Here is a 23,392-nt window from a genome sequence, read left to right as displayed (position 1 = left end):
AGCCATTGAATCGCGGCGATTGTGTGTCCTTTTTGTGATGCATACTGCAACTGACTCAAGCGTATGGTTAAATCGCGTCAATGAATGACATCACCGATCCAAGCCTCACAACGCCCCGCGCCACCTCTGGTCGCGGCAACCGCCTCAGCGCGGACGATTGGGCGCAGGCCGCACTGGACCTGATCGCCGAACAAGGCGTGGGCGCCGTCGCAGTGGAGCCGCTGGCGCGCCGTCTCGGCGTAACCAAGGGCAGCTTCTATTGGCACTTCCCCTCCCGCGATGCGTTGCTGCAGGCAGCCCTCGAACGCTGGGAGATCTTCGAACAGAAGGAGGTGTTCGGCAGCCTGGAAGACGTGCCTGATCCGAGCGCACGTCTGCGCGCGCTGTTCCAGCTGGTCGCCCACGAAGTCAAACCGCACGTCATCTACAGCGAACTGCTCAAGGCACTCGACCACCCGGCCGTGCGCCCGGTCATCGACCGCGTCTCGCAGCGTCGCCTCGACTACCTGATCGCCTCGTTCCGCCAGGCTGGCCTGAGCCGCACCGACGCCCAACACCGCGCGCGCCTGGCCTACGCCGCCTATGTCGGCTTCCTGCAGCTCTCGCTGCAGCTGCAACAACCCAAGCAGGCCCGCGAAGACTTCGAAGCCTACGTCGAGCATGTGATCCAGACGTTGATTCCGGGCTAGGTTTCAGGCGTCCGGCGTGGCGTACGTCGATGTCTGATCGTTGAGCAAAGAAAAACCGCGACTCTTTCGAGCCGCGGTTTTCGGTTTACGTAGTACACAAGCAGCCGATTATCAGAACTTCTGGGTGTAACGCATGTAGTAGAAGCGACCCGGAACCTCGTACTGCGAGTCAAAGCTGTTGGCAAACGCGGTTGCCGACTGCGGCGGATCACGATCGAAGGCGTTGTTCACACCCAAGGTGACGCGCGCATTCCAGGGTGCTTTCCAGTACGCACTGATGTCGGTGTAGGTGACGCTCGGCACGTGGTTACGTGGAGCAGCTCCTGCACTGGTGACGCGATCGGCATCGGAGCAGAGCAGGCCGATGTTGGTCGGGTTGGCCAAGTTGGCACCAGTACAGTTTTCAACCTGCGAACTGTAATACCGCATCGCAACCGAACTGCCGACGTCGCCCAGTTCCCAATTGGCCATCAGGTTAGAACGCAAGCGCCAGTTGTTGTCTCGCGCAGAGCCGCCGCGATACAAGCCGACACGTTCTTCGGGGGCCTGCAAGGGCTTGTCAACGGTGAACTTGGTCAAATAGGTTGAGTCCCAAACAAAGCTGAAGCTTCCCCACGCGGTTTCCGGCAAGCGATAGCCGAACGTGAAGTCGAAACCTTCGGCCTCGATGCTGGCAATGTTGCGAGGAACAGCAAGCATGTTGGAAATTTCACCGGTGCTTTCGCGGGTGATCAACGCACAGGTCGACTGGATGCCAGCGACATAGCAGCTGTCCAGCAGTTCCTGGGCAGTCTGGGTATCGATCGCATTTTCAATCTTGACAGTCCACCAGTCGACTGCGATGTCCAAGCCCGTCACGAAGCCTGGGCTGTAAACGAAGCCGAGCGTTTTGGATGTGGAGGTCTCAGGTCCGAGGGCCTCGTTACCGCCTACGGTGGTACGGATCTGCGAATTTGCCTGAGCATAAGGCGTCACGCCTGCGCAGGAGCCCGGAATTGCACCGTTGACGCTACCATCGGTGTACGAGCCGGCGCACGGATCGCGAACGTCTTCAAAGGTGTCACTCACACCCGAGAACAGTTCGCTGATGGACGGCGCCCGGAAGCCTTCTGACCAGTTACCACGGATCATCAAGTCAGTGATGGGCTTCCAGCGGAAACCGAACTTGCTGTTGGTCGTGTCGCCGAAGTTGCTGTACTTGGAGTAACGCGTAGCCAAGCTGAAATCGAGCAGCTGTGCGCCCGGCAAATCTGCCAACAGCGGCACTGCCAACTCAAGATAAGCTTCGTCCAGATCGTACCCGCCACTGGTTGCGGTACGGGCATTGCCGGTCGTGTCGCCGGAGTTGATCAACGCGTCCGGATCGTCAAAACCGGATTCTTCCCGATGTTCAACGCCCAACGAGAAGGCGAACGCGCCTCCCTGCATGTCGAACAGCTCGCCACCAATGCTGCCGTAGTAGCTCTTCTGCTCATAGCCGTAGACGTCATGTGCCTTGAAGCCGGCATAGTCAATCATCTCAGGCGTCATCGAACCGGCGCCGCCAAGCAGATTCATCGGGACGCAGCCATCAATCGTCGAGGCAGCCGTGCCGCACCGGGCCACACCAGTTGCATCGACAAAGGACGGGCCCAGCGCACTCCGCAGAGCAGAAATGTTGAAGAAGCCAGTCGTGATGTCGGTCTGGTCATTCTTGCCGTAAAACATGCCAGCTTCCCAGTTGAAGAAGCGGCTGCCAACTTCGAAGTCACCTTCGAAAGCGCCATTGAAGCCGTACGTCTTGACGTTCTGCGAGTAGATGCGGCCACCGGTCTCGTTTGCACGGTACTGGATGTAATCGATGTCGCGGTTGAAGTTGTTATAGATGTTGTCGGCATCGATGACGATGTTGGCGCCATTGGTACCCGGGGCAGCGCGGCCGAGCACGATCGGCATTGCCGCCAGAACCTGGGACGACTCGCGTTCGTTGTAGGTAACTGTCGTCTTGAAGCGCACGTTATCGGTGATGCTCAAACCGGCATCAGCGAAAACGGACTTACGCTCCTGAGGAGTTACCAGATAGTTGGTCGGAGCAAAGTTGTAGCTGTCCGCTGCGGTATACGGCCGGGTAGTGGTGCCACCATTACCAGTCACAAAGTAGCCAGGCGCGCCGTTCAACCGCGTCGCACCATTGCTGGTTGCGCCGGTGGGGCCGAACACTGCAAAGCGACCGCTTGGAGTGGTTGAGCTGTTGCCGGTACCAGGAACGGCACCAAACACCGGAACGGCAGAGATTTCACGGTCACCGGCCCAAACCTGCTCTTCCTTTACATAACCCACGCCCAAGGTTGCGTGCCAACGATCGCCAGCCGAGCCAATGGTAAAATCATAGGACTCACGGCTACCGTCGCCTTTATCGTACTGACCGTAGTAGGCGTTTGCTTCCGCGCCATCGAAGTTCTGGCGCAAAATGATATTGACCACACCGGCGATAGCATCAGAGCCGTAGATCGTGGAAGCGCCGTCCTTCAGGACTTCGATGCGCTCGACGGCAGCAGTCGGAATCGTGTTGAGATCGACCGCGCCGCCCAATCCGGTGCCGCCGACCCAGCGACGACCGTTGACCAGCACCAGGGTGCGGTTGGAGCCGAGGTTACGCAGGTTGACGCGTGTCTCACCATTGCCGCCATTGTTGACATTGGTGTTGAGTGCCGAGCCATTGGTGCTGATGTTCTGAATTACATCGCCGATCGAGGTCAAACCCTGCGATTCGATCTGCTGACGGCTCATGCTGAAAACCGGCTGCGACGTTTCAACGTCCGCGCGCTTGATGCGCGAACCGGTCACTTCGATCTTGTCGAGGTTGGTGGTGCCGGCTTCCTGAGCGATGGCGGTACCGGTACCGCCGACGCCCACGACAAGCGCGAGGACGACTGCATCGCGCAGCTTGTTGGACTTGCAATTCATTAGCTCTCTCTCCAAGTGATCTTGGGTACTGCCAAGGGTTGTTTGCCTGTCGGGGGGTCCGAAGAAGCGGATCCAAAACGTCAGGGTGAACCGATGGTATATGCGTTATGCAGGAAATTAAAGTCCCGTTAACGAAAAAGAAGAAAGACGTGAAACGTGACCGCGGGCACGGACCCGGAATGCAGAACGCCACCGGCTGTAAACCGGTGGCGTTAGCTAAAATCGTTTTAAATCAACGACCTAGAGGTCTTGCTCGTAGCGCACGTAAGGAATCGTGCCGTCGCTATTGCTGTCGTTGTTCGGCGCAAACGGGTTCTTGCCGCGGGAGATGACGTTCTCTGCGCCGACGGTCAGCTGGCCGCTCCAGGGGGTGCGCCAGGTCAGGCCCAGGCCCAGGCCTTCCCACTTTTCCGGCTGGCCGGGGACGTCGACGACGCGGCCGATGACGTTGGCGCTGAAGGCGCCATAGCCACCGCCAACGCTCAAGGTCTTGCTGTCCCACTGGTCGGCAATCGCTGGCGAAACGTCGGCAAGCGGTACCAGGCGGGCGCGCGCGTAGGTGCCACCGATCGAGACGAAGCCTTCGCGGCCGATGTTCTTCTGGCCGAAGACGGTCAGGTCGTTCTGCTCGACGCGGGTCAGCGGTGCCTTGCCCGCGCCGATCAGCCAGGCAGGAAGGGTGTCGCGACCGCTGCCGGCAGTGACGCCGACGCGGCCACCGGCGCGGTTGAAGCCCAGCGTTCCGGACACACGGCGCGACGCGGCAGCGCCGTCTTCCTCGTCGTCGCCGATGCCGGCGAGCAGGCAATGGCTGGCCAATCCGCTGATGTTGGTGCCGCGGCTGCTGTTGCAAAGCAGGCCCAGGGAATCGCCCGAGGTCAGGCCGAATGCCGCGTCCAGCGAATTGCGACCGAAATGCCAGCGTGCGCCGGCCTTCTGCTCGCCCGTGGGTTCGAGATACAAAAAGGCTTCGACCTTGCCGCTGCCCTTGTTCCACACCGGCAGGATGGTGCTCTCGCGCAACTGCTGGGACGCCGACTGCGCATGCACGCCCGCCGATGCCGCGAGGGCAACCAGCAAAGCGAGCGGAAGGCGAAGAAGGTGGTGCATACCAGAGTTCAGACCCAGGGGCAGTTGTTAAGTTCCCGAGAGCGGGCAATGAGAATGCTAGGGTGTTTATGATTATTTAACAAGTAGCCGCGCCCCCCGGGACCGCGGCGTCAACGCTATCTACTGCAACCTTTCCGGTGCATCCAGCGACGGCTGCGCCTCGCGGAAAAGTACGTCCAGCGTGGTCAACGGAAAGTGATACTCACGCCCGCAGAACTCGCAGCGGACCTCGACCTCGCCGGTCGCCTCGGCAGCGGCGCGCGCCTCGTCTTCGCCCAGCGATTGCAGCATCGAGGCGACCCGCTCGCGCGAGCAGGAACAGCCGAAGCTGAGCGGCTTGCTGCCCAGCAACTGGGTGTCTTCCTCGTGGAACAGGCGGTGCAGCAGGTCCTCGCTGGCGACCGAGAGCAATTCCGGCGCGCCCAGGGTGTCGAACAGGGCGCCGATGCGGGTCCAGCCATCGTTGTCGCCTTCGTCGCCGGGCAGCTTCTGCAGCAGCAGGCCGGCGGCCTGGTCCGGGCCCGCCGCCAGCAACAGGCGGGTCGGCAGCTGTTCGGACTGCTGGAAGTAGGTTTCGAAGGCCTCGGCCAGATCCGGCGCCTGCATGCCGACCAGGCTCTGGTAGCGCTGCGGTTCGCGCGGGTCCAGGCCGGGATTCTCGATGGTGATCGCCAACAGCGCGGCCTCGCCCAGTTCGCGCAGGTCGGTGGGCGCATCGGCGCCGTCGGCCAGCTGCACGATGCCGCGCAGGGTGCCGGCCGCGGTGCATTCGGCGAACAGGGTGCGCAGGGTCTGGTTGCCGCGCAGCTGCACCGACAGACGGCCGTCGACCTTGGTGTGTCCGGTGAACAGGGCGGCGGCCACTGCGGCCTCGCCAAGCAATTGGCGGGCGGCGGGCGGATAGTCGGCGGCCCCCTGGATGTCGTGCCAGGCCTGGGTCAGGCGCACATGGACGCCGCGCACGCCGGCAGCAGGCAGCAGGAAACGGGAAAGCTGATCGTGATCGGTCATGGGAACATCGGACGTAAGGGACGCCGGTTGCCGGATAATGCAACGAGCATCGGGATGAAAGGTCGTAGCAAACAATGGGGACGGATGCATTGGATGGCAAGCAGGTGGCGCCACCGCGGCGCGCGCGGCGCTGGCTGCGTTGGTTGCTGGCAGCACCGCTGCTGTTTGCCGCCGCGAGCGTGTTGCAGGTGCTGGTGTTGCGGGTGATCGATCCGCCGATCAGCAGCATGATGGTCGGCCGCTATCTGGAAGCCTGGGGCGAGGGCGACTGGCGTTTTTCGCTGCACCAGCAATGGCGCGACTACGACAGGATCGCCGCCAGCCTGCCGATTTCGGTGGTGGCGGCGGAGGATCAGCAGTTTCCGGCGCATCACGGCTTCGACCTGCAGGCGATCGAGAAGGCGCGCGATCACAATGCACGCGGCGGACGCGTGCGCGGGGCCAGCACGATCAGTCAGCAGGTCGCCAAGAACGTGTTCCTGTGGCAGGGCCGCAGTTGGCTGCGCAAGGGCCTGGAGGCCTGGTACACGGTGCTGATCGAGGTGCTTTGGCCGAAGCAGCGCATTCTGGAGGTGTATCTCAACGTGGCCGAGTTCGGCGACGGGGTGTACGGCGCGCAGGCCGCTGCCCGGCAGTTCTGGGGCAAGGATGCGGCGGGGCTGTCGCCGGGCGAATCGGCGCGTCTGGCGGCAGTGCTGCCCTCGCCGCGCCGCTATGACGCACGTCGTCCCGGCGCCTATGTACAACGGCGGACGGCATGGATCCAGCGGCAGGCGCGCCAGCTGGGCGGCCGCGCGTATCTGCAGGCGCCATGAGCGTGCAGACGTCCGGACCCACGCAGTTGCCGGCAGCAGCAGACCGCCTGACCGTGGTGATTGCGGCCTATAACGAAGAGACCAGCATTCCGCAGCTGCACCCGCGCCTATGCGCCGTGCTGGCGGGCCTGCCTGGCGTGCAGACGCATGTGCTGTATGTCGACGATGGCAGCAGCGACGGCACCTGGGGCGTGCTGCAGGCACTTGTCGATGCCGACCCGCAGGTCAGCGCGGTGCGGCTGTCGCGTAATTTCGGCAAGGAAGTGGCCATTTCTGCAGGCCTGGACCATGTGTTGCCCGGTGCGGTGGTGCTGCTCGATGCCGATGGACAGGACCCGCCGGAGCTGATTCCGGAGTTCGTCGCGCTGTGGCGCGCCGGCTACGACAACATCTTCGGCACGCGGATTTTTCGCGAGGGCGAGAGCTGGTTGAAGCGCAGTGCGGCGCATGCGTTCTATCGGGTGATCCGGCAGTTGTCGCGCACGCCGATTCCCGCCGATACCGGGGATTTCAGGCTGCTGTCGCCACGGGTGGTGGAGGCCTTGCAGCAGCTGCGCGAGCGCCACCGTTTCATGAAGGGGCTGTTTGGCTGGGTCGGGTTTCGCCAGGTGGCGCTGCCGTACCGGCGTGCGCCGCGGCTGTCGGGGCGCAGCAAGTTCACGGTGTGGCGGCTGTGGAACTTCGCGCTGGATGGCATCACCAGTTTTTCCACCGTGCCGCTGCGCGCGGCGACCTATCTGGGCTTGCTCACCGCGCTGGTGGCATTCCTGTTTGGTGGCTGGGTGGTGATCAAGGCGGCGCTGATGGGCGATCCGGTGGCCGGCTGGCCGACCATGATGTCGGTAATCCTGTTCCTTGGCGGCATCCAGCTGATTGCCCTGGGCCTGATCGGTGAATACCTGGGCCGGTTGTATGACGAGGCCAAGCAGCGTCCGCTGTACCTGGTCGATACCCACCGCGGCGCGGTGGGAGTAGTCTGCGACCACCAGACCAAGCGCGGAGCGGGCCATGCAGACCGTACGACAGCTGTTGGGGACCAAGCAGGTTGAGGTGTTCGCCGTGGCGGCAGACGCCGCGGTGATCGAGGCGATCCGGATGATGGCCGAGAAAGGCATCGGCGCGGTGTTGGTGATGGACGGACCACGGCTGGTCGGCATCGTGTCCGAGCGCGATTACGCGCGCAAGGTGGTGCTGCGCGACCGCGCCTCATCGACCACCAGCGTTGCCGAGATCATGAGCACCCAGGTGGTGACGGTGTCGCCGTCGGACACGGTGGAGCGCTGCATGCAGTTGATGACCGACGGACGCTTCCGGCATCTGCCGGTGGTGGACAACGGGCGCGTGCAGGGCGTGATTTCCATCGGCGATCTGGTCAAGGCGGTGATCGAGCGCCAGCAGCACGATATCGATCAATTGCAGCGTTACATCGCCAGCTAGAGCCGGGCCGGCTGGGTTCCCTGCGTTCTGCATTGAACGGCGCTTCTGCCCGACATCCCTTGAGGAGTGTGTCGAGCAGAAAGAGCGGCTTTAGGGCGCTTGATGTGCAGCCTGCTGCAGGGCCCTTGCCCGCCCACCATCGCAGGACACGCCGCAAGTACGTCCTTGTAGGCTCTTACGCGGCATCCATGCCGCGTAAGGTCCCGCGACGGTGGGCGGGCAAGGACCTGTCGAGANCACGCCGCAAGTACGTCCTTGTAGGCTCTTACGCGGCATCCATGCCGCGTAAGGTCCCGCGACGGTGGGCGGGCAAGGACCTGTCGAGATGGTCGGTGCGCATGGGTAAGAGCAGTGCGGGATGGGCCCTGTTCGCTCATGACGTATCGGCTCCACGCCTGGTGCACACCGCACTACAGACAGCTTTTCACAAGAGCGCCGACCAACTGTCTGGTGCGGTGTCCTCGTCGATTGCAGGACCGTGTAGCGGCAGGGATGCCGCCACCGAGCTTCCAGGGACGGATTCACGGCGTGTCCTGCGAGCGGTGAGGTGCCGTACACGATTCACCGCGTGTTTGCCTGAGCATCTTGACTGCAAGAACCGATGACGCTGTTCGCCATTGCTGCGTGTGCCTGTTGTGAAGTGCACCCGCCAAATAAAGTGCATACGCTCAACACGTAACCACCATCGCTGCAGCGTTTGGCAGATTTGCTGGTCGCCCAAGGTCTTGCCGCGAGCTTACTTCGCGAACTTGCCGCCGCAGTCGCTGTCCTTGCCGGGGCCCGGTTCGAAGGTCGCGAGCAAGGCGGCCGGTGGGGCGATCATGCCCAGGCCGACCGCAAGCGCGCCACGCAGGCCCAACGCCTTGAAGTCGGGACGGAAGCTCGGGTCCTTGAAACTGCCGCCGATCCGCAATGGCGAGCGCAGGCTCAGGATGCTGCGGTCTTTCGGGCGCGGGCGCAGCAGCAGATCCAGCGTCTCGTCCTTCAAGCTGATGCTGCCTTCGCCAATGATGATGGTGTCGCTGCTGTCGAAGGCCAGCGCACGCGATTGCATCAGGCCGTCCTGCACGCCGAAGTCGCCGAAGATGCAGCGCACCGGAATCTGGCGGTCCTTGGTGAACAGGTATTTCAGCGACTCGGCGATATCCAGCCCGGCCAGTTCCATGATCAGGTTGCCGACATGCCCGCGGCCCATGCCGACGCCGATCGTGCCGTCGGCGGTACCGAGCATCGCCCCGATCGAGTTGCCGCGGCCACGCAGATCGAACTCGCCGCCGATGGCACCCGAGGCTTGCTTGGCAAGCGTCGTGTCGGGGAACAGCTGATCCAGCCGGATGCCGCGAAGGCCGGCCTTGAGCTGCGTGGTGATCACCTCGTTGCGCGCATCCATGCGGATGGTGGAGCGGATGTCGCCTCCGGCAACGCCGAAGTTGAGCGGATCCAGCTGCAGCAGACCGTCCTTCAAGGTCAGTGAGGCATCCATGTCGTCCAGCGGCCACGACGGCGCATTGATACGCTGCGCGCGCCAGCGCACCTGCGCATCCATCGCACGCAGCTTGGACAGGTCGTAGGGCGTGCTGGGCAGCACGCGTGCGCTGGCGGCCAGTTGTGCCGCCTGCTTTTTCTGTTCGGCGTTTGCCGACTCGTTCGCGCCGGTCTTCGGGGGGGCGCCGACGAACCCTGCCAGGTCATCGAAATCCAGGCGCTTGGACGCCAGATCCGCACGCAGGAACGGACGCTTGTTGCGCAGGTCCACCTCGGCAGTGCCGCTCAGATCGCTGTCGCCGGCGGTGCCGGTGAACTTTTCGTAGCGCCAGAGCTGGCCATTGCGGCGCAGATGGCCATCGAGCTTGTACGGCGGCGTCGACGGCATGGCCACGCCGGTCAGCGGATACAGATCCTGCATGTCCTGGCCGCTGAGCGCCATTTGCAGATCGAAGACCTGGAACTGGAACGGGTTAGTGAGGGTGCCGCGCACGTGCGTGCGGGTGGCGCCAGCGCTGCCGCGCAGATCGACGCGGAACGGATGCGCGCTCTGGCTCAACTCCAGCGGCGAGGCGGTATTGCCCTTGAGCGTAAAGGGGTAGCCCTTCCAGCGGCCCTTGCCATCGATGCCGATCGGCGCTGCACGCTGGTCGCTGCTCGGCGGGGCGAGGCTGTTGATTGCCACATCCACGTCCGAGCGATTGGCTGCATCGACGTATTGCAGGCGCCCGTTGTTCACCAGCAGGCGGCCAAGGCGCGGCAGGGTGCCATCGCCATCATCCTGATCGAAGACCCAGTTGCCGGGATGGGTGTCGTCGCCGGCTTCCAGCAGCACGGTCGGGTGATCCAGGCGAATTTCCGGCAGACGCACTTTGCCGCGCAGCAGCGGCCACAACTCGACATCGATCTCGGCCGAGTTGAGCTCGGCCATCGGCCCGCGCTTGGACCATGCTGCATTGGCCAGGCTCAGCCGATTGCCGCGCACCGTGGTCGTGCGGCCCAGCTTCACATCCAGATAGCCGAGATGGAATTGGAGGCCGGTCTTGGCACTGACCAGGCGCTCGACCGGGCCGCGCAGCCAGTTCCACTCGAACAGCAGCACGAAGATCACCACGACGGCGGCGGCGATGGCAAGCCCGGTCAACCAGCGTCGACGACGTGGCGTGGGGGACGGGGGCGCAGTCGAGGGATCGGTCACGTTGTTCACGCGGGCCATGGTTGGCGATGGCTCGTGCACGGCATGCGAACGCCCTGCAGATCGCGCCTCACATCACCTGCGCGATCACCGCAACGAAGTGGCAAGCGCTGCCGGCCAGCACGAACAGGTGCCAGATCGCATGGAAATAGCGCTGCGTGTCGCGCTGGTAGAAATACGTACCCAGCGTATAGAAGAGTCCGCCGGCCAGCAGCCAGCACAGAGACCAGGTATCGACCGAGCGCAGCAAGGGCTGGATCGCCACGACGATCAGCCAGCCCATCGCCAGATACAGCACCGTCGACAGCAGGCGGAAACGGCCGGTGAAGAACAGTTTGAAGATCACCCCGGCGGCGGCAATCGTCCAGATCGCGGCAAACAATCCCCAGCCCCAGGAGTCGCGCAGGTTGATCAGCGTGAACGGGGTATAGGTGCCGGCGATCAGCAGATAGATCGCGCAATGATCAAGCACCTGCAGGCGTGCCTTGGCGCCCGGATGCGGGATGGCATGGAACAGCGTGGAGGCGACGTACAGCAGTACCAGGGTGGCGCTGAAGACGATGGCGGTGGCCAGTTGCCAGCCATCGCCATAGATGGCGGCCAGCGTGATCAGCACCGAGCCACCGGCCAATGCAGCAATGGCACCCAGGCCGTGGGTCACGGCACTGGCTATCTCGTCGCGCAGGTCGGTCGAGGGGGAGGCGTCTGCGTTCATGCCAAAAAGGTACCGCAATTGCGAGCAATTCGCATCGCCGGACGCCGTTGCATGCCCCGGTTCAAGCCGCGCTCAATCGATCGCCCTGGCGTGCGCATGCTCGCGCGTAGCGGAGAAGCGCACGTCCGGCGCGCGTTCCTGCGCCAGCTGCAGGTTCACTCGCGTCGGGGCGAGATAGACCAGCTGGCCGGCGGCGTCGATGCCCAGATTGCCGGCATTTTTCTCGCGGAACTCTTCCAGCTTCCTGGCGTTGTCGCAATGCACCCAGCGTGCGGTGGTCACGCTCACCGGTTCGAAGATCGCGTCCACGCCGTATTCGTCCTTGAGCCGGTAGGCCACCACGTCGAACTGCAGCACGCCCACCGCACCGAGGATCAGATCGTTGCTCATCAACGGGCGGAAGAACTGCGTGGCGCCTTCTTCGGACAGCTGTGCCAGGCCCTTTTGCAGTTGCTTGAGCTTGAGCGGGTCGCGCAGGCGCGCACGCCGGAACAGTTCCGGTGCGAAGTTGGGAATGCCGGTGAACGACAGCGATTCGCCTTCGGTGAAGGTGTCGCCGATGGAGATGGTGCCGTGGTTGTGGATGCCGATGACATCGCCCGGCCAGGCTTCGGCGGCGATCTCGCGGTCGGAGGCCATGAAGGTCAGCGCGTTGGCCAGCTTGAGGTCCTTGCCGCTGCGCACGTGCAATGCCTTCATGCCGGCAGTGAACTTGCCCGAGCACACGCGCATGAAGGCCACGCGGTCGCGATGCTGCGGGTCCATGTTGGCCTGGATCTTGAAGACGAAGCCGCTGAGCTTGGCTTCGGTCGCCTCGACCCGGCGGCCGGTGGTGTCGCGCGCCTGCGGCGGCGGTGCATGCTCGACGAAGAAATCCAGCAGCGGTTGCACGCCGAAGTTGTTGACGCCCGAGCCGAAGAACACCGGCGTCTGCTGGCCGGCGCGGTACGCCTGCAGGTCGAACGGATTGCTGGCGCCTTGAACCAGTTCCAGTTCGTCGCGCAGCTCGGCCAGCATCTGTGCACCGATCTTTTCGGCCAGGCCCGGGGCATCCAGCGACGGGAAGATGGTCGAATCCTGGCGGGTGAAGTTGCGGCCCTGTTCGTACAGGTGCACCTCGCCGGTGATCAGGTGCACCACGCCCTTCAGGCGCTGGCCCATGCCGATCGGCCAGGTGACCGGGGCGCACTGGATGCCGAGCACGGTTTCGACTTCATCCAGCAGGTCGATCGGGTTCTTGCCCTCGCGATCGAGCTTGTTGATGAAGGTCATGATGGGGGTGTCGCGCAGGCGGCAGACTTCCATCAGCTTGATGGTGCGTTCTTCCACGCCCTTGGCGACGTCGATGACCATCAGCGCCGAGTCCACGGCGGTCAGCACCCGGTAGGTGTCCTCGCCGAAGTCGGCGTGCCCGGGGGTGTCGAGCAGGTTGACGATCTTGCCCTCGTACGGGAACTGCATCACCGAGGAGGTGACCGAGATGCCGCGCTCCTTTTCCAGTGCCATCCAGTCCGAGGTGGCGTGACGGGCGGCCTTGCGGCCCTTGACCGAGCCGGCCATCTGGATGGCACCACCGAACAGCAGCAGCTTTTCGGTCAGCGTGGTCTTGCCCGCATCGGGGTGGGAGATGATGGCGAAGGTGCGGCGGCGCGCGGCTTCGTTGGAGACGTCGGACATGGGGTGGGCGCGCCCGGTCGGACGCCTGCGGAAACTGAGGAAGCCGATGATTATAGCGGCTTCGCCGCGGCCGGCCTCTGTGGCCCCGCCTGGGCCTTCCCGGTCGGCAGCCCGGCGCTCCCCGGGTGGCCGTCACTCACGGTGCCGGCGAGGGGAACTGCAATTCGCCCTGGGGGCCCAGCATCCGGAACGGCAACGCGATCAGGCGCAGGTCCGCATTGCGCTGGAGCGCGAAATGCAGGTGCGGGGCGGTGCTGAAGCCGGTACTGCCCGAGGCGCCCAGGCGCTCGCCGGTGCGCACTGCCTGGCCCGGGCGCACCGCCACGCCATCGGGCGCCAGATGGGCATAGATGGTCATGCTGCCGTCGGCATGCAGCACCCGCACCAGGTTGCCGCCGGCGGCGGCCTGGTCCTGCGGACCGCCTTCGATGACATCCTGCCGCACCTCCATCACCACGCCCTCGCGCGCTGCCAGCACCGGCGTGCCCCGCGGCAGCGCGAAGTCCACCGCATACCAGTTGGGCGCATCGGCATGGCTGAAGGCCCCGCCGAAGCCCTGGTCCACGCGTATCGGTGCATCGCGGAACGGGAGCCGGTAGCGCACCTGCTGCTGCGGGCGGGCCTGCGGATCGCCGGGCACCAGATCGAGCGTGAGTCCCAGTCCACCCAGGCTGCGCTGGTTGCTGGCCGGATACAGCCGGGCCAGCAGCCGGCGCTCGTGTGCCGCCAGTTGCACCGTCAGCGGCAATGCCGGCACGGCGCGATAGTCCTCGCTGGGCGGTGCGCTCAGCTGCACCTGTGCCGGTCCGGCCAGCGGGTTGCTGACCCAGGCCAGGTAGGCCGGAGCCTGCCACTCCAGTTGCAGGGACGGGCCGGTGCCGGCCGATGCGGTTGCTGTCTGCGCAGCTGCGACCGCTGGCGAGCTTGCAGGCGTGTTCGCGGCACCGGGCCAGTGCCAGCGCTGCTGCGCGTCGGCCGGCGCGATGCACGCCAGGGCCGCAATGATGAAAGACCGGGTGAGGGCGGTCGGGGTGCTGCGAGACACGTGGTGGGGCACGTGATCGGCTCGAACTGAAGGGGCCCCAAGTATGCGGTCCATCACAGGCCACAGTGGTATCGGATGAAAATATATCTTTCCATCCGCATGAAGAGATTGACATCGCAAAAAAGCGGTGGCATCTTGGCTGCACCATCGAGACCGGCGGAGGGACAGGCCCTTTGATGCCGGGGCAGCCAGCGGAGCGCGCAAGCGCCCGCGTTTGGTGCCAAATCCTGCGGGGACCACCGCGTCCGCCGAAAGATGGTTCGAATCGTGCCTTGCGCACGTCGAACGCGAGCTCCCGCGAAGCTCGATGGCCGATCCACCCCGGATATCGCCATGAGCCTCGTGAATACAGCATCGCCGACACAGACCGAATACGCCGCTACACCCCCCGCCACCGACGACGGCTTGATTGCCGTGCGCGGCGAGCTGGTCATTGCCTTGCCGATGCGCCATGCCGGCATGCGCGAGCTGCGGCTGCGCTATGAACTGATTGGCGCGGCCAATGCGCCGGTGGTATTCGTGGCCGGCGGGATTTCCGCGCATCGCCATCTGGCCGCCAGCGCCCTGTTCCCCGAGAAGGGCTGGGTGGATGGCCTTCTCGGCAGCAGCCGCGCGCTGGATCCGGCCTCGCGGCGCCTGTTGGCGTTCGATTTTCTCGGCGCCGACGGCACGCTGGATGCGCCGATCGATACCGCCGACCAGGCCGATGCGATCGCCGCCTTGCTGGATGCGCTGGGTATTGCGCGCTTGCACGGCTTCGTCGGCTACTCGTATGGCGCGCTGGTCGAGATCGGAAGAGCACACGTCTNAGAGACAGGGCGCGCACTGCAACGCCGTGCGGTGGCGCTGGGCCAGCTGCAATGCGCCGAAAACCATGGGCTTGCACTGGCACGGCAGTTCGCGATGCTCAGCTACCGCACCCCGGAAGAATTCAGCGAGCGCTTCGACGCGCCGCCGGAAGTGATCAATGGTCGCGTGCGCGTGGCCGCCGAAGACTACCTGGATGCCGCTGGCGCACAGTACGTCGCGCGCACCCCGGTGACCGCCTACCTGCGGCTGTCCGAATCCATCGACCTGCACCGCATCGACCCGGCGCAGGTGCGCGTGCCCACCGTCGTCGTTGCGGTGGAGGGCGACCGCCTGGTGCCGCTGGCCGACCTGGTCAGCCTGGTCGAAGGCCTGGGGCCGCGCGGCAGCCTGCGCGTGCTGCGCTCGCCGTATGGCCACGACGCCTTCCTGAAAGAAATCGATCGCATCGACGCGATCCTCGCCACTGCCCTTCGCATCACCGGAGAAACCGCATGAGCTTTCGTGACCCCGCCGACGCCCCCTGTACCGCCGCCACCGCCGCCGTCCGCGCCGGCATCGATCGCGACACTGCCTATGGTGCGGTGACGCCGCCGATCGTGCTGTCGTCGAACTTCTCCTTCGATGGGTTCGGCAACAAGCGCCAGTACGACTACACCCGCAGCGGCAACCCGACCCGCGATCTGCTCGGCGAGGCACTGGCCGAGCTGGAAGGTGGCGCCGGCGGGGGGATCACCTCCACCGGCATGGGCGCGATCAATCTGGTGCTCAATGCGCTGCTGCAGCCGGGCGACACCCTGGTGGTGCCGCACGATGCCTACGGCGGCAGCTGGCGGCTGTTCAATGCGCTGGCCAAGAAGGGCCACTTCGCGCTGATCACCGCCGACCTCACCGACCCGCGTTCGCTGGCCGATGCGCTGGCGCAGGCGCCCAAGCTGGTGCTGATCGAAACCCCGTCCAACCCGCTGCTGCGCATCACCGATCTGCGCTTCGTCATCGAGGCAGCGAAGAAGGCTGGCGCGTTGACCGTGGTGGACAACACCTTCCTGTCGCCGGCGCTGCAGAAGCCGCTGGAGTTCGGGGCGGACCTGGTGCTGCATTCCACCACCAAGTACATCAACGGCCACAGCGATGTGGTGGGCGGTGCGGTGGTCGCGCGCGATGCCGAGCTGCATCAGCAACTGGTGTGGTGGGCCAATGCGCTGGGCCTGACCGGTTCGCCGTTCGATGCCTTCCTCACCTTGCGCGGCCTGCGCACGCTGGATGCGCGCCTGCGCGTGCACCAGGAAAACGCCGACGCGATCGCCGAGCTGCTGGACGGACATGCGGTGGTCAACCAGGTGTATTTCCCCGGCCTGGCAGCGCATCCGGGTCATGCGCTGGCCGCGCGCCAGCAGAAGGGCTTTGGCGCGATGATGAGTTTCGAGCTCGATGGTGGCGAAGCTGCGGTGCGCGCGTTCGTCGATGGCCTGCGCTACTTCACCCTGGCCGAGTCGCTGGGCGGTGTGGAAAGCCTGATCGCGCATCCGGCCTCGATGACGCATGCGGCGATGACCGCCGACGCACGCGCTGCCGCCGGGATTTCCGATGGCCTGCTGCGTTTGTCGATCGGGATCGAATCGGCCGAGGATCTGTTGATCGACCTGCGCGCCGGCCTGGCGCGTGCCCAAGCAACGCTGACCAGCGCAAGCCGCAAACAGGTCGACGCGTGAGCACCGTGCTGCCTGTTTCGCGCCGCGCGTCGGCGGCAACCGTGACGCCGACACCGCGGCTGGCCTTGCTGGGCACCGGGACGGTGGGGCGCGCATTCGTGGCGCGCTATACCGCGCTGCAGGAGCGCCAGCTGCAGTTGCCGCGCTTCGACTGGCTGGCCAATTCGCGGATTGCCCACGATTGCGGCACCAGCGCCGCGCAGGCCTTGCAACAGGCCAACGCGGCGCCGCGTGGCCAGGCCGTGCTGCAACCCTGGGCGGAAACCACCGCGTTGCGTGCCGGTGATGTGCTGGTGGATGCGACCGCCAGCGAGGTCGTCGCCGATTGGCATGTGGAATGGCTGCTGCGCGGCGTGCACGTGGTCACTGCCAACAAGCTGGGTCAGGGCACCGCGTTGTCGCGGGCGCAGGCCTTGCACGCGGCGCGTCACGCCAGCGGCGCGCACTATGGCGACAGCGCCACCGTCGGGGCGGGGCTACCGGTGTTGAGCAGCGTGCGCGCGCTGGTGGCGGGCGGCGACCATATCCATTCGATCGAAGGGGTGTTGTCCGGCTCGCTGGCCTGGCTGTTCCATCGCTACGATGGCAATGGCGCGTTTTCCGATTGCGTGCGTGAAGCGATGGCGGCCGGCTATACCGAGCCGGATCCGCGCATCGACCTGTCGGGCGAGGACGTGCGGCGCAAGTTGCTGATCCTGGCACGCGCGGCGGGCTGGCAGCTGGAAGCCGAACAGGTGCATGTGGAATCACTGGTGCCCGCGCGCATTGCGCGGCTGCCGCTTGACGGAGTGGATGCGCAGCTGGGCGCGCTGGATGAGGTCGTCGGCGCGCGCTGGCAGCAGGCGCGTGCCGCAGGGCGTTGCCTGCGCTTCGTCGGCCGCGTGGATGCGCATGGCGCCAGCGTCGGCTTGCGCGAGTTGGCGCTGGATCACCCGCTCGCCGGCGGCGCCGGCACCGATAACCGCGTCGCCATCAGCAGTGATCGCTATCGCCAGCAGCCCTTGCTGATCCAGGGGCCGGGCGCCGGCGCGGAGGTGACTGCGGCCGCGTTGCTGGATGACGTGTTGCGGATTGTGGCCGGCTAGTAGGGGAAGAACGCGGACAGGCGTTGCCCCCACGGGAGGGCAGCTGCCGGTGCGCATGCAGTCGATGGCGTCATCGACTGCACGGATGGTCTGCTGCCTGCGCGGTGCGTTGCAAACGCCTCCAGCTGCAGCTCGCCTGCGCGCGGGCTGCAGCTTTCAACAACGCCGTGGTCATGCCACTCGTGTTGCCGTCGATGCTGCTTACTGCGCAATCGCCTTCAGTAACGCAGCATTGAAACGCGTCGGGTCCTGCACCTGCGGCGAGTGGCCGAGGTCGGCGAACTCGACCAGCGTCGCGTTCGGGATTGCTTCCGCTGCTCGCTTGCCCAGCCTGGTGTAATCGCCAACCCGTGCCTTGACCTCGGGCGGCGCGGTGTCCTTGCCGATCGCGGTGCGGTCCTTGAGGCCGATGAACAAGGTGGTCGGCACGGTGAGCCTGGGCAGTTCGTAGACCACCGGTTGGTTGAACACCATGTCGTAGGTCAGCGCCTGGTTCCAGGCAACCGCCTGCCTGCCGTCGCCCAGCGACATGCCGGCCTGCATGCGTGCCCAGCGTTCGAACTCCGGCTTCCATTGGCCGGCGTAGTAGACCTCCATCTGATATTTCTTGATGCGCTCGAAGCTGATGTTCAGCTCGTTGTCGTACCAGGCATCGACGCTGCGCCATGGAATGCCTTCGGCCTTCCAGTCCTCCAGGCCGATCGGGTCGACCAGCGCCAGGTGTTCGGTGGCCTGCGGATACATCAGCGCATAGCGGATGGCGAGCATGCCGCCCATCGAGTGACCGACCACCACGGCGCGCTTGATGCCCAGTTTGTTCAGCAGTGCCTGGGTGTTGTCGGCCAGCTGCGCGAACGAGAACTGATAGGCAGCCGGCTTGCCGGATTTGCAAAAGCCCACCTGGTCCGGCGCGATCACGCGGTAGCCGGCCTTGCTCAGGGCGGCAATGCTCTGCTCCCAGGTAGCGGCGCAGAAGTTCTTGCCATGCAGCAGCACGGCGGTGCGTCCGTTGGGCTTGCCGGTGGGTGCGACATCCAGATACGCCATTTCCAGTGGCTGCTGCTGGGAGGTGAACGCGTACGTCTTGACCGGGTAGGGGTAATCGAAGCCTTCAAGACGTGGGCCGTAGCTGGCTTGTTGAGCCATCAGCGGGCCGCAGGCCAGGGCGAGCGTGAGGGTGCAAGCGCGCTTTCGCATCGTGATCTCCATCCGAATCCAGCCTCCGACGGTACAGCGGCGGATGTGGTGGGGGCGTACAGCGGGCGACGTCGTGCGGGCTCTGCCTGGGTGCTGGATGGCGAGGGCGTGGGTGACCGGGTTCCAGGGCGCGACGACGCCTGTTGCCCTCATCCGCGCTTCGCGCACCTTCTCCCGCTCGCGGGAGAAGGGCAGTGCATCCGGTCGCGCCGGGTGTTTTCCTCCTTCGCGCTCTGTGCCCTCTGGCGCTCGCGGGAGAAGGGCAGTGCATCCGGTCGCGCCGGGTGTTTTCCTTCTTCGCGTTCTGTGCCCTNTGGCGCTCGCGGGAGAAGGGCAGTGCATCCGGTCGCGCCGGGTGTTTTCCTTCTTCGCGTTCTGTGCCCTATGGCGTCTGCGGGAGAAGGGCGGTGCGTCCGGTCGCGGCAGGTGTCTTCCTTCTTCGCGCTCTGTGCCCTCCGCCGCGTGCGAAAGAAGGGCATCGCATCCTCGCGTGTCTGGCGCACCTTTTGCCTGGAGAAGGGCACGCATCTGCGTGGCGGGGTCTTTCGTCGCTGCGCGCGTGGGTTTGGTCAGGACTCGGCCGACGACCGGCTCAGCATTCGATGACGTTCACCGCCAGGCCGCCGCGGCTGGTTTCCTTGTACTTGTCCTGCATGTCGCGGCCGGTGTCGCGCATGGTCTTGATGACCTTGTCCAGCGACACCTTGTGCTTGCCGTCGCCACGCATGGCCATGCGGCTGGCGTTGATCGCCTTGACCGCGCCCATCGCATTGCGTTCGATGCACGGAATCTGCACCAGGCCGCCGATCGGGTCGCAGGTCAGGCCCAGGTTGTGTTCCATGCCGATCTCCGCGGCGTTCTCGATCTGCCCGGGATTGCCGCCCAGTGCGGCGACCAGGCCGCCGGCGGCCATCGAGCAGGCCACGCCCACCTCACCCTGGCAGCCGACCTCGGCGCCGGAGATGGAGGCGTTTTCCTTGTAGAGAATGCCGATCGCCGCAGCGGTGAGCAGGAAGTCGAAGATGCGCTGCTCGGACGCGCCGGGGCAGAAGCGGTCGAAGTAATGCAGCACCGCAGGGATGATGCCGGCCGCACCGTTGGTGGGCGCGGTGACCACCCGGCCGCCGGCTGCGTTTTCTTCGTTGACGGCCAGTGCGTACAGGTTGACCCAGTCCAGCGTGGTCAGCGGATCGCGCATCGCCGCTTCCGGTTTGGAAGAGAGTTCGCGGTACAAGGCCGGTGCGCGCCGCGAGACGTTCAGGCCACCCGGCAGCGTGCCTTCCTGGCGGATGCCGCGCTCCACGCAGGATTGCATGGCCGCCCACAGCTCGCGCAGGCCGGCGCGAATCTCGTCCTCGCTGCGCCAGCTCTTTTCGTTTTCGAACATCAGTGCGGCGATGCTCAGGCCACTGCGCGCGCATTGCGCCAACAGTTCGTCGCCACTGAGGAACGGATACGGCAGCGGCGTTTCGTCGGCCACGATGCGGTCGTCGGCGGCGTCGTCCTGGTTGACCACAAAACCGCCACCGACCGAGTAGTAATCGCGCGTGGCGATCACCGCCTCATCGGCGTCGTACGCGGTGAAGCGCATGCCGTTGGTGTGGTACGGCAGCTTCTGCCGCTTGTTCATCGGCAGGTCGCGCTTTTCGTCGAAGGCGATGGTGTGCTGGCCCATCAGGCTGATGCGCTTGCTGGTGCGGATGCGCTCCAGCGTGGCCGGGATGATGTCCGGGTCGATCAGGTTGGGGCGATGCCCTTCCAGGCCGAGCAGCACGGCCTTGTCGGTGCCATGGCCGCGGCCGGTCAGGGCCAGCGAGCCAAATACTTCGGCGCGGATGCGCACCACATCGGGCAGGCGGCCGGCGTCGAGCAGCCAGCGATGCACGAAGCGCTCGGCCGCGCGCATCGGCCCCACGGTGTGGGAGGAACTCGGACCGATGCCGATCTTGAACAGGTCGAACGTGCTGACAGCCATGCTTGCCGAAGAGGTGAGCGTAAAGGCGGCTATTCTAGTCGGTCGGCGATCGCGGCATGGCCGCAGCGCAGCATGAGACCTCCCGATGGCCCTGATCCTGTACCAGCGCGACGATTGCCACCTGTGCGACCAGGCCGTGGAAGTGCTGGCGCAGGCGCGCGCGGGCGAGTTCCGTAGCGTCTTCATCGATGGCGATGCAGTGCTTGAGTCCGCTTATGGCGAGCGTGTGCCGGTGCTGCGCGATACGCATGGGCGCGAGTTGGGGTGGCCGTTCGACAGCCTGCACTTGCGAGAATGGTTGAACGCCGGTACACGCTGAAGCCGCGTGTGCGCACCCGATGCGTGCCAGTGCGTGGATTTGGAACCGCGGCAACGACTTCATGCGGGTCTGGTGCGGAGCAGATGGGCCGTTGTTGCAGGACGTCCGATCTGGCACCTGGCTGCCCGTCGAGAGGGGCGGTGCGCAAGGTAAGAGCGTCGCTCGAGATGCCTTGTTCGATCATGATGCATCGGCTCCATGCCTGGTGGGCGCCGCGCCCTCGACTCGCCACGCCGTTGACCTCATTCAACAGGATGTGGCTAACAAGCCACTCCGGTCGGCGGCCCGTTCAAGATGCCGGCCGCATTGATTCAACGGCACCATTGCTGCTCGCAGGGCACTCCATCGTGATCACCGTCCATTGCCGTGTTTGGGCAATGCTGCAACACGTACGTGGCCTCTTCGCAGGAGGTCATCTGTGAGCACTGCGTGCGCCCGCCACAGCTGTATTGCGATGTGGGAGCGGACGCCGGAGCGGCTGCTACGGGCCGCGCCGGCGACGGTGATTGGTCTGGTGCCGGTGCCGGAGTCAACGCATTGGTCAGGTAATCGCGCTGCTGATAGGCGAACGCGCCGCCACCGAGCACCAACATGATGAGCACGACCTTGCCGAGCCCGATCTGTCCTTTTGCAGGTGCCATGCGTGTCGCCTTGCGTCGCACCGGCGCGTCGTGCCCGGGCGCGCGCGTACCGGCACGCACGACGCGCACCGCGCGCGGGCGACCATCCGGACCCGGTTCGGTTTCGAAGGAAATCACCTCGCCGATGCGCGGCGCCGCGAAGCCGCGCGGAAACGCCGAAACATGCACGAACACCTCCGCGCCAGGCTGCGCCGGGGTAATGAAGCCGAAGCCGCGATCGGTGTTCCAGCGGGTCAAGGTTCCATGTGTGCGCATCGTCGGCGTCCCTGGGATGGATGCCGAGTCTAGCTGGCGCGCGGTGTCATCCACCCACCGGGCATAAAAAAGCGGCGGACCCGACGAGGTAGTCCGCCGCTCAGTGGCCGCGTCCGCTTGCGGCCGGTGGCGTTACTTCGCCTTGAACACGACCTTGGTGCTGATCGCGGTTTCGTTGGGAATGGTCTTGGTGTCGGCCCAGTCGCCGCCGCCCACGCCGAAGTCCAGGCGCTTGACCACCGCCTTGCCGGCCAGCACCGGCTGCGCGCCCGGGGTCCAGGTGAAGGTCAGCGTGACCGGCTTGCTGACGCCGCGCAGTTCCAGGGTGCCGTCGGCGGCGTACTGGTTGCCGCCCAGGGCGCGGAACTTGTCGGCTCGGTAGCGCGCGGTGGCGAACTTGGCGACGTTGAAGAAGTCCGGCCCCTGCAGGGTCGAATCACGGTCGTTGTTGCCGCTGATGGCACTGGCCAGCGGAATGCGTACATCGAGCCTGGCGCCGGCCAGGTTGGCCGGGTCGAAGCTGAGCGTGGTATCGAAGCCGGGGAACTTGCCGGTGAAGACTTCGCCGTCGTACTTGCTGGCAAACACCAGCGACGAGCCGGGCGCCTGCACGTAATTGGCAGCGAGGACCGGGGCGGCAGCGAAGGTGGCCACCAGGGAGGCGGCGACCAGCAGGGGAGAGGCGAACAGCCTGGACGACATGGGGAATCCTCTAGGGTTTGGGAGAGAGCCAACCGCGCGGCAACATCCGCACCAGGGTGGCATCACGCTGGAACAGGTGGTGGTAGAGCGCGGCACCGGCGTGCGCCAGCACCACGGCAATCAACAACCAGAAGCCCCACTCGTGGATGGCGTGGGAGGTGGCACGTAGCTGCTCGTCCGGGGCACTGAGCTTGGGCACTGCAAAGAGGCCGAACCAGCGGAACGGGCGCAGGCCGCTGCTGGAGTCGTACAGCCAGCCCGACAGCGGCATGGCGAAGATCATCGCGTACAGCAGCCAGTGGGTCAGCCCGGCGATGCGTTCCTGCCAGCGCGGGGTGCCGGCCACCGGCGGCGGCGCGCCCGCGTAGATGCGCCAGCCCAGCCGGAGGATCACCAGCGCCAACACCGTCAGTCCCACCGATTTGTGCGCGGTGTAGACCCAGAAGTATTTCGGCGTCTTGGGCAGTTCGCCCATGGTCAGGCCGACGATGCCCAGCACCAGGATCAGCAGTGCGATCAACCAGTGCAGGGTCTGGCTGACACCGCCCCAGCGTTCGACGTTCTTCAGGGGCAT

The 23,392-nt window shown here is 65.3% G+C and carries 20 protein-coding genes and 1 riboswitch; of the genes, 8 read left to right on the top strand and 12 right to left on the bottom strand.

Annotation, left to right across the window (positions count from 1 at the left end; genetic code table 11):
• Window positions 1-80 precede the first annotated feature (80 nt).
• Window positions 81-689, top strand: coding sequence for a TetR/AcrR family transcriptional regulator (locus tag C0541_RS14720; RefSeq protein ID WP_016902764.1), 609 nt, complete (start codon window positions 81-83; stop codon window positions 687-689).
• A 111-nt stretch (window positions 690-800) separates the two neighbouring features.
• Here the strand turns inward: C0541_RS14720 and C0541_RS14715 are convergent, their stop codons facing one another.
• The 3 genes from C0541_RS14715 to C0541_RS14705 all read right to left on the bottom strand — a co-directional run bounded on the left by C0541_RS14715 (window position 801) and on the right by C0541_RS14705 (window position 5,756).
• Window positions 801-3,635: a TonB-dependent receptor domain-containing protein gene (locus C0541_RS14715; RefSeq protein ID WP_115049430.1), complete on the bottom strand. Its 2,835-nt coding sequence runs from the start codon at window positions 3,633-3,635 to the stop codon at window positions 801-803.
• Between the two features lie 240 nt (window positions 3,636-3,875).
• Complete coding sequence (locus C0541_RS14710; protein ID WP_193725946.1) at window positions 3,876-4,712, bottom strand: hypothetical protein; 837 nt, start codon at window positions 4,710-4,712, stop codon at window positions 3,876-3,878.
• 153 nt (window positions 4,713-4,865) lie between these two features.
• Complete coding sequence (locus tag C0541_RS14705; RefSeq protein ID WP_115049426.1) at window positions 4,866-5,756, bottom strand: Hsp33 family molecular chaperone HslO; 891 nt, start codon at window positions 5,754-5,756, stop codon at window positions 4,866-4,868.
• A gap of 74 nt (window positions 5,757-5,830) precedes the next feature.
• Here C0541_RS14705 and mtgA point away from each other — a divergent pair, with 74 nt between their 5' ends.
• Genes mtgA through C0541_RS14690 form a run of 3 tightly spaced genes read left to right on the top strand, consistent with a single transcriptional unit; the run spans window position 5,831 to window position 8,008 of the window.
• Window positions 5,831-6,571 carry a monofunctional biosynthetic peptidoglycan transglycosylase gene (gene mtgA / locus C0541_RS14700; protein ID WP_115049424.1) on the top strand — a complete coding sequence of 247 codons (741 nt, stop codon included), beginning with the start codon at window positions 5,831-5,833 and terminating at the stop codon, window positions 6,569-6,571.
• Window positions 6,568-7,620, top strand: coding sequence for a glycosyltransferase family 2 protein (locus C0541_RS14695; RefSeq protein ID WP_115049422.1), 1,053 nt, complete (start codon window positions 6,568-6,570; stop codon window positions 7,618-7,620). Before mtgA ends, C0541_RS14695 begins: the two co-directional genes overlap by 4 nt.
• Window positions 7,580-8,008 carry a CBS domain-containing protein gene (locus C0541_RS14690; protein WP_115049420.1) on the top strand — a complete coding sequence of 143 codons (429 nt, stop codon included), beginning with the start codon at window positions 7,580-7,582 and terminating at the stop codon, window positions 8,006-8,008. The genes C0541_RS14695 and C0541_RS14690 overlap by 41 nt, the downstream gene beginning before the upstream one ends.
• Window positions 8,009-8,744: 736 nt before the next feature.
• Here C0541_RS14690 and C0541_RS14680 read toward each other — a convergent pair.
• From C0541_RS14680 to C0541_RS14665, 4 genes are all read right to left on the bottom strand, one after another.
• Window positions 8,745-10,709 carry an AsmA family protein gene (locus C0541_RS14680; protein ID WP_115049418.1) on the bottom strand — a complete coding sequence of 655 codons (1,965 nt, stop codon included), beginning with the start codon at window positions 10,707-10,709 and terminating at the stop codon, window positions 8,745-8,747.
• A gap of 49 nt (window positions 10,710-10,758) precedes the next feature.
• Window positions 10,759-11,403: a PAQR family membrane homeostasis protein TrhA gene (gene trhA / locus C0541_RS14675; protein WP_115049416.1), complete on the bottom strand. Its 645-nt coding sequence runs from the start codon at window positions 11,401-11,403 to the stop codon at window positions 10,759-10,761.
• 72 nt (window positions 11,404-11,475) lie between these two features.
• On the bottom strand, window positions 11,476-13,080 hold the full coding sequence (locus C0541_RS14670; RefSeq protein ID WP_115049414.1) for a peptide chain release factor 3: 1,605 nt from the start codon (window positions 13,078-13,080) through the stop codon (window positions 11,476-11,478).
• 136 nt (window positions 13,081-13,216) lie between these two features.
• Window positions 13,217-14,137 (bottom strand): M23 family metallopeptidase, encoded by a 921-nt coding sequence (locus tag C0541_RS14665; RefSeq protein WP_115049412.1) that lies wholly within the window; start codon window positions 14,135-14,137, stop codon window positions 13,217-13,219.
• A 129-nt stretch (window positions 14,138-14,266) separates the two neighbouring features.
• Window positions 14,267-14,387: riboswitch (SAM riboswitch) on the top strand.
• Window positions 14,388-14,458: 71 nt separating this feature from the next.
• Between C0541_RS14665 and metX the strand changes: the two genes are divergently transcribed.
• From metX to C0541_RS14650, 3 genes are read left to right on the top strand one after another with little or no spacing between them, the layout of a single operon-like run.
• Entirely contained in the window at window positions 14,459-15,430 is a 972-nt protein-coding gene (gene metX, locus C0541_RS14660; protein WP_115049410.1) for a homoserine O-succinyltransferase MetX, read from the top strand.
• The gene (locus C0541_RS14655) at window positions 15,427-16,644 is read left to right on the top strand and encodes an O-succinylhomoserine (thiol)-lyase (protein WP_115049408.1); all 1,218 of its coding nucleotides are present in this window, start codon (window positions 15,427-15,429) and stop codon (window positions 16,642-16,644) included. The genes metX and C0541_RS14655 overlap by 4 nt, the downstream gene beginning before the upstream one ends.
• The gene (locus C0541_RS14650; RefSeq protein WP_161960083.1) at window positions 16,641-17,729 is read left to right on the top strand and encodes a homoserine dehydrogenase; all 1,089 of its coding nucleotides are present in this window, start codon (window positions 16,641-16,643) and stop codon (window positions 17,727-17,729) included. The genes C0541_RS14655 and C0541_RS14650 overlap by 4 nt, the downstream gene beginning before the upstream one ends.
• A 201-nt stretch (window positions 17,730-17,930) precedes the next feature.
• Here the strand turns inward: C0541_RS14650 and C0541_RS14645 are convergent, their stop codons facing one another.
• Both C0541_RS14645 and C0541_RS14640 read right to left on the bottom strand, forming a co-directional pair.
• Window positions 17,931-18,938 (bottom strand): alpha/beta fold hydrolase, encoded by a 1,008-nt coding sequence (locus C0541_RS14645; protein WP_161960082.1) that lies wholly within the window; start codon window positions 18,936-18,938, stop codon window positions 17,931-17,933.
• Window positions 18,939-19,518: 580 nt separating this feature from the next.
• Entirely contained in the window at window positions 19,519-20,901 is a 1,383-nt protein-coding gene (locus tag C0541_RS14640) for an L-serine ammonia-lyase (protein WP_115049406.1), read from the bottom strand.
• An 85-nt stretch (window positions 20,902-20,986) separates the two neighbouring features.
• Here C0541_RS14640 and C0541_RS14635 point away from each other — a divergent pair, with 85 nt between their 5' ends.
• A complete protein-coding gene (locus tag C0541_RS14635; protein ID WP_115049404.1) occupies window positions 20,987-21,220 on the top strand; it encodes a glutaredoxin family protein in 234 nt (77 codons plus the stop codon).
• Between the two features lie 311 nt (window positions 21,221-21,531).
• Here the strand turns inward: C0541_RS14635 and C0541_RS14630 are convergent, their stop codons facing one another.
• From C0541_RS14630 to C0541_RS14620, 3 genes are all read right to left on the bottom strand, one after another.
• Window positions 21,532-22,098, bottom strand: a complete 567-nt coding sequence (locus tag C0541_RS14630) for an excalibur calcium-binding domain-containing protein (protein ID WP_338016140.1) — start codon at window positions 22,096-22,098, stop codon at window positions 21,532-21,534.
• 150 nt (window positions 22,099-22,248) lie between these two features.
• A complete protein-coding gene (locus tag C0541_RS14625) occupies window positions 22,249-22,818 on the bottom strand; it encodes a YceI family protein (protein ID WP_115049400.1) in 570 nt (189 codons plus the stop codon).
• A gap of 10 nt (window positions 22,819-22,828) precedes the next feature.
• Entirely contained in the window at window positions 22,829-23,392 is a 564-nt protein-coding gene (locus C0541_RS14620) for a cytochrome b (protein ID WP_115049398.1), read from the bottom strand.

The organism is Xanthomonas arboricola (assembly GCF_003353015.1).
Classification (GTDB): Bacteria; Pseudomonadota; Gammaproteobacteria; order Xanthomonadales; family Xanthomonadaceae; genus Xanthomonas; species Xanthomonas arboricola_E.
This window is presented reverse-complemented; position numbering and strand designations above follow the sequence as displayed.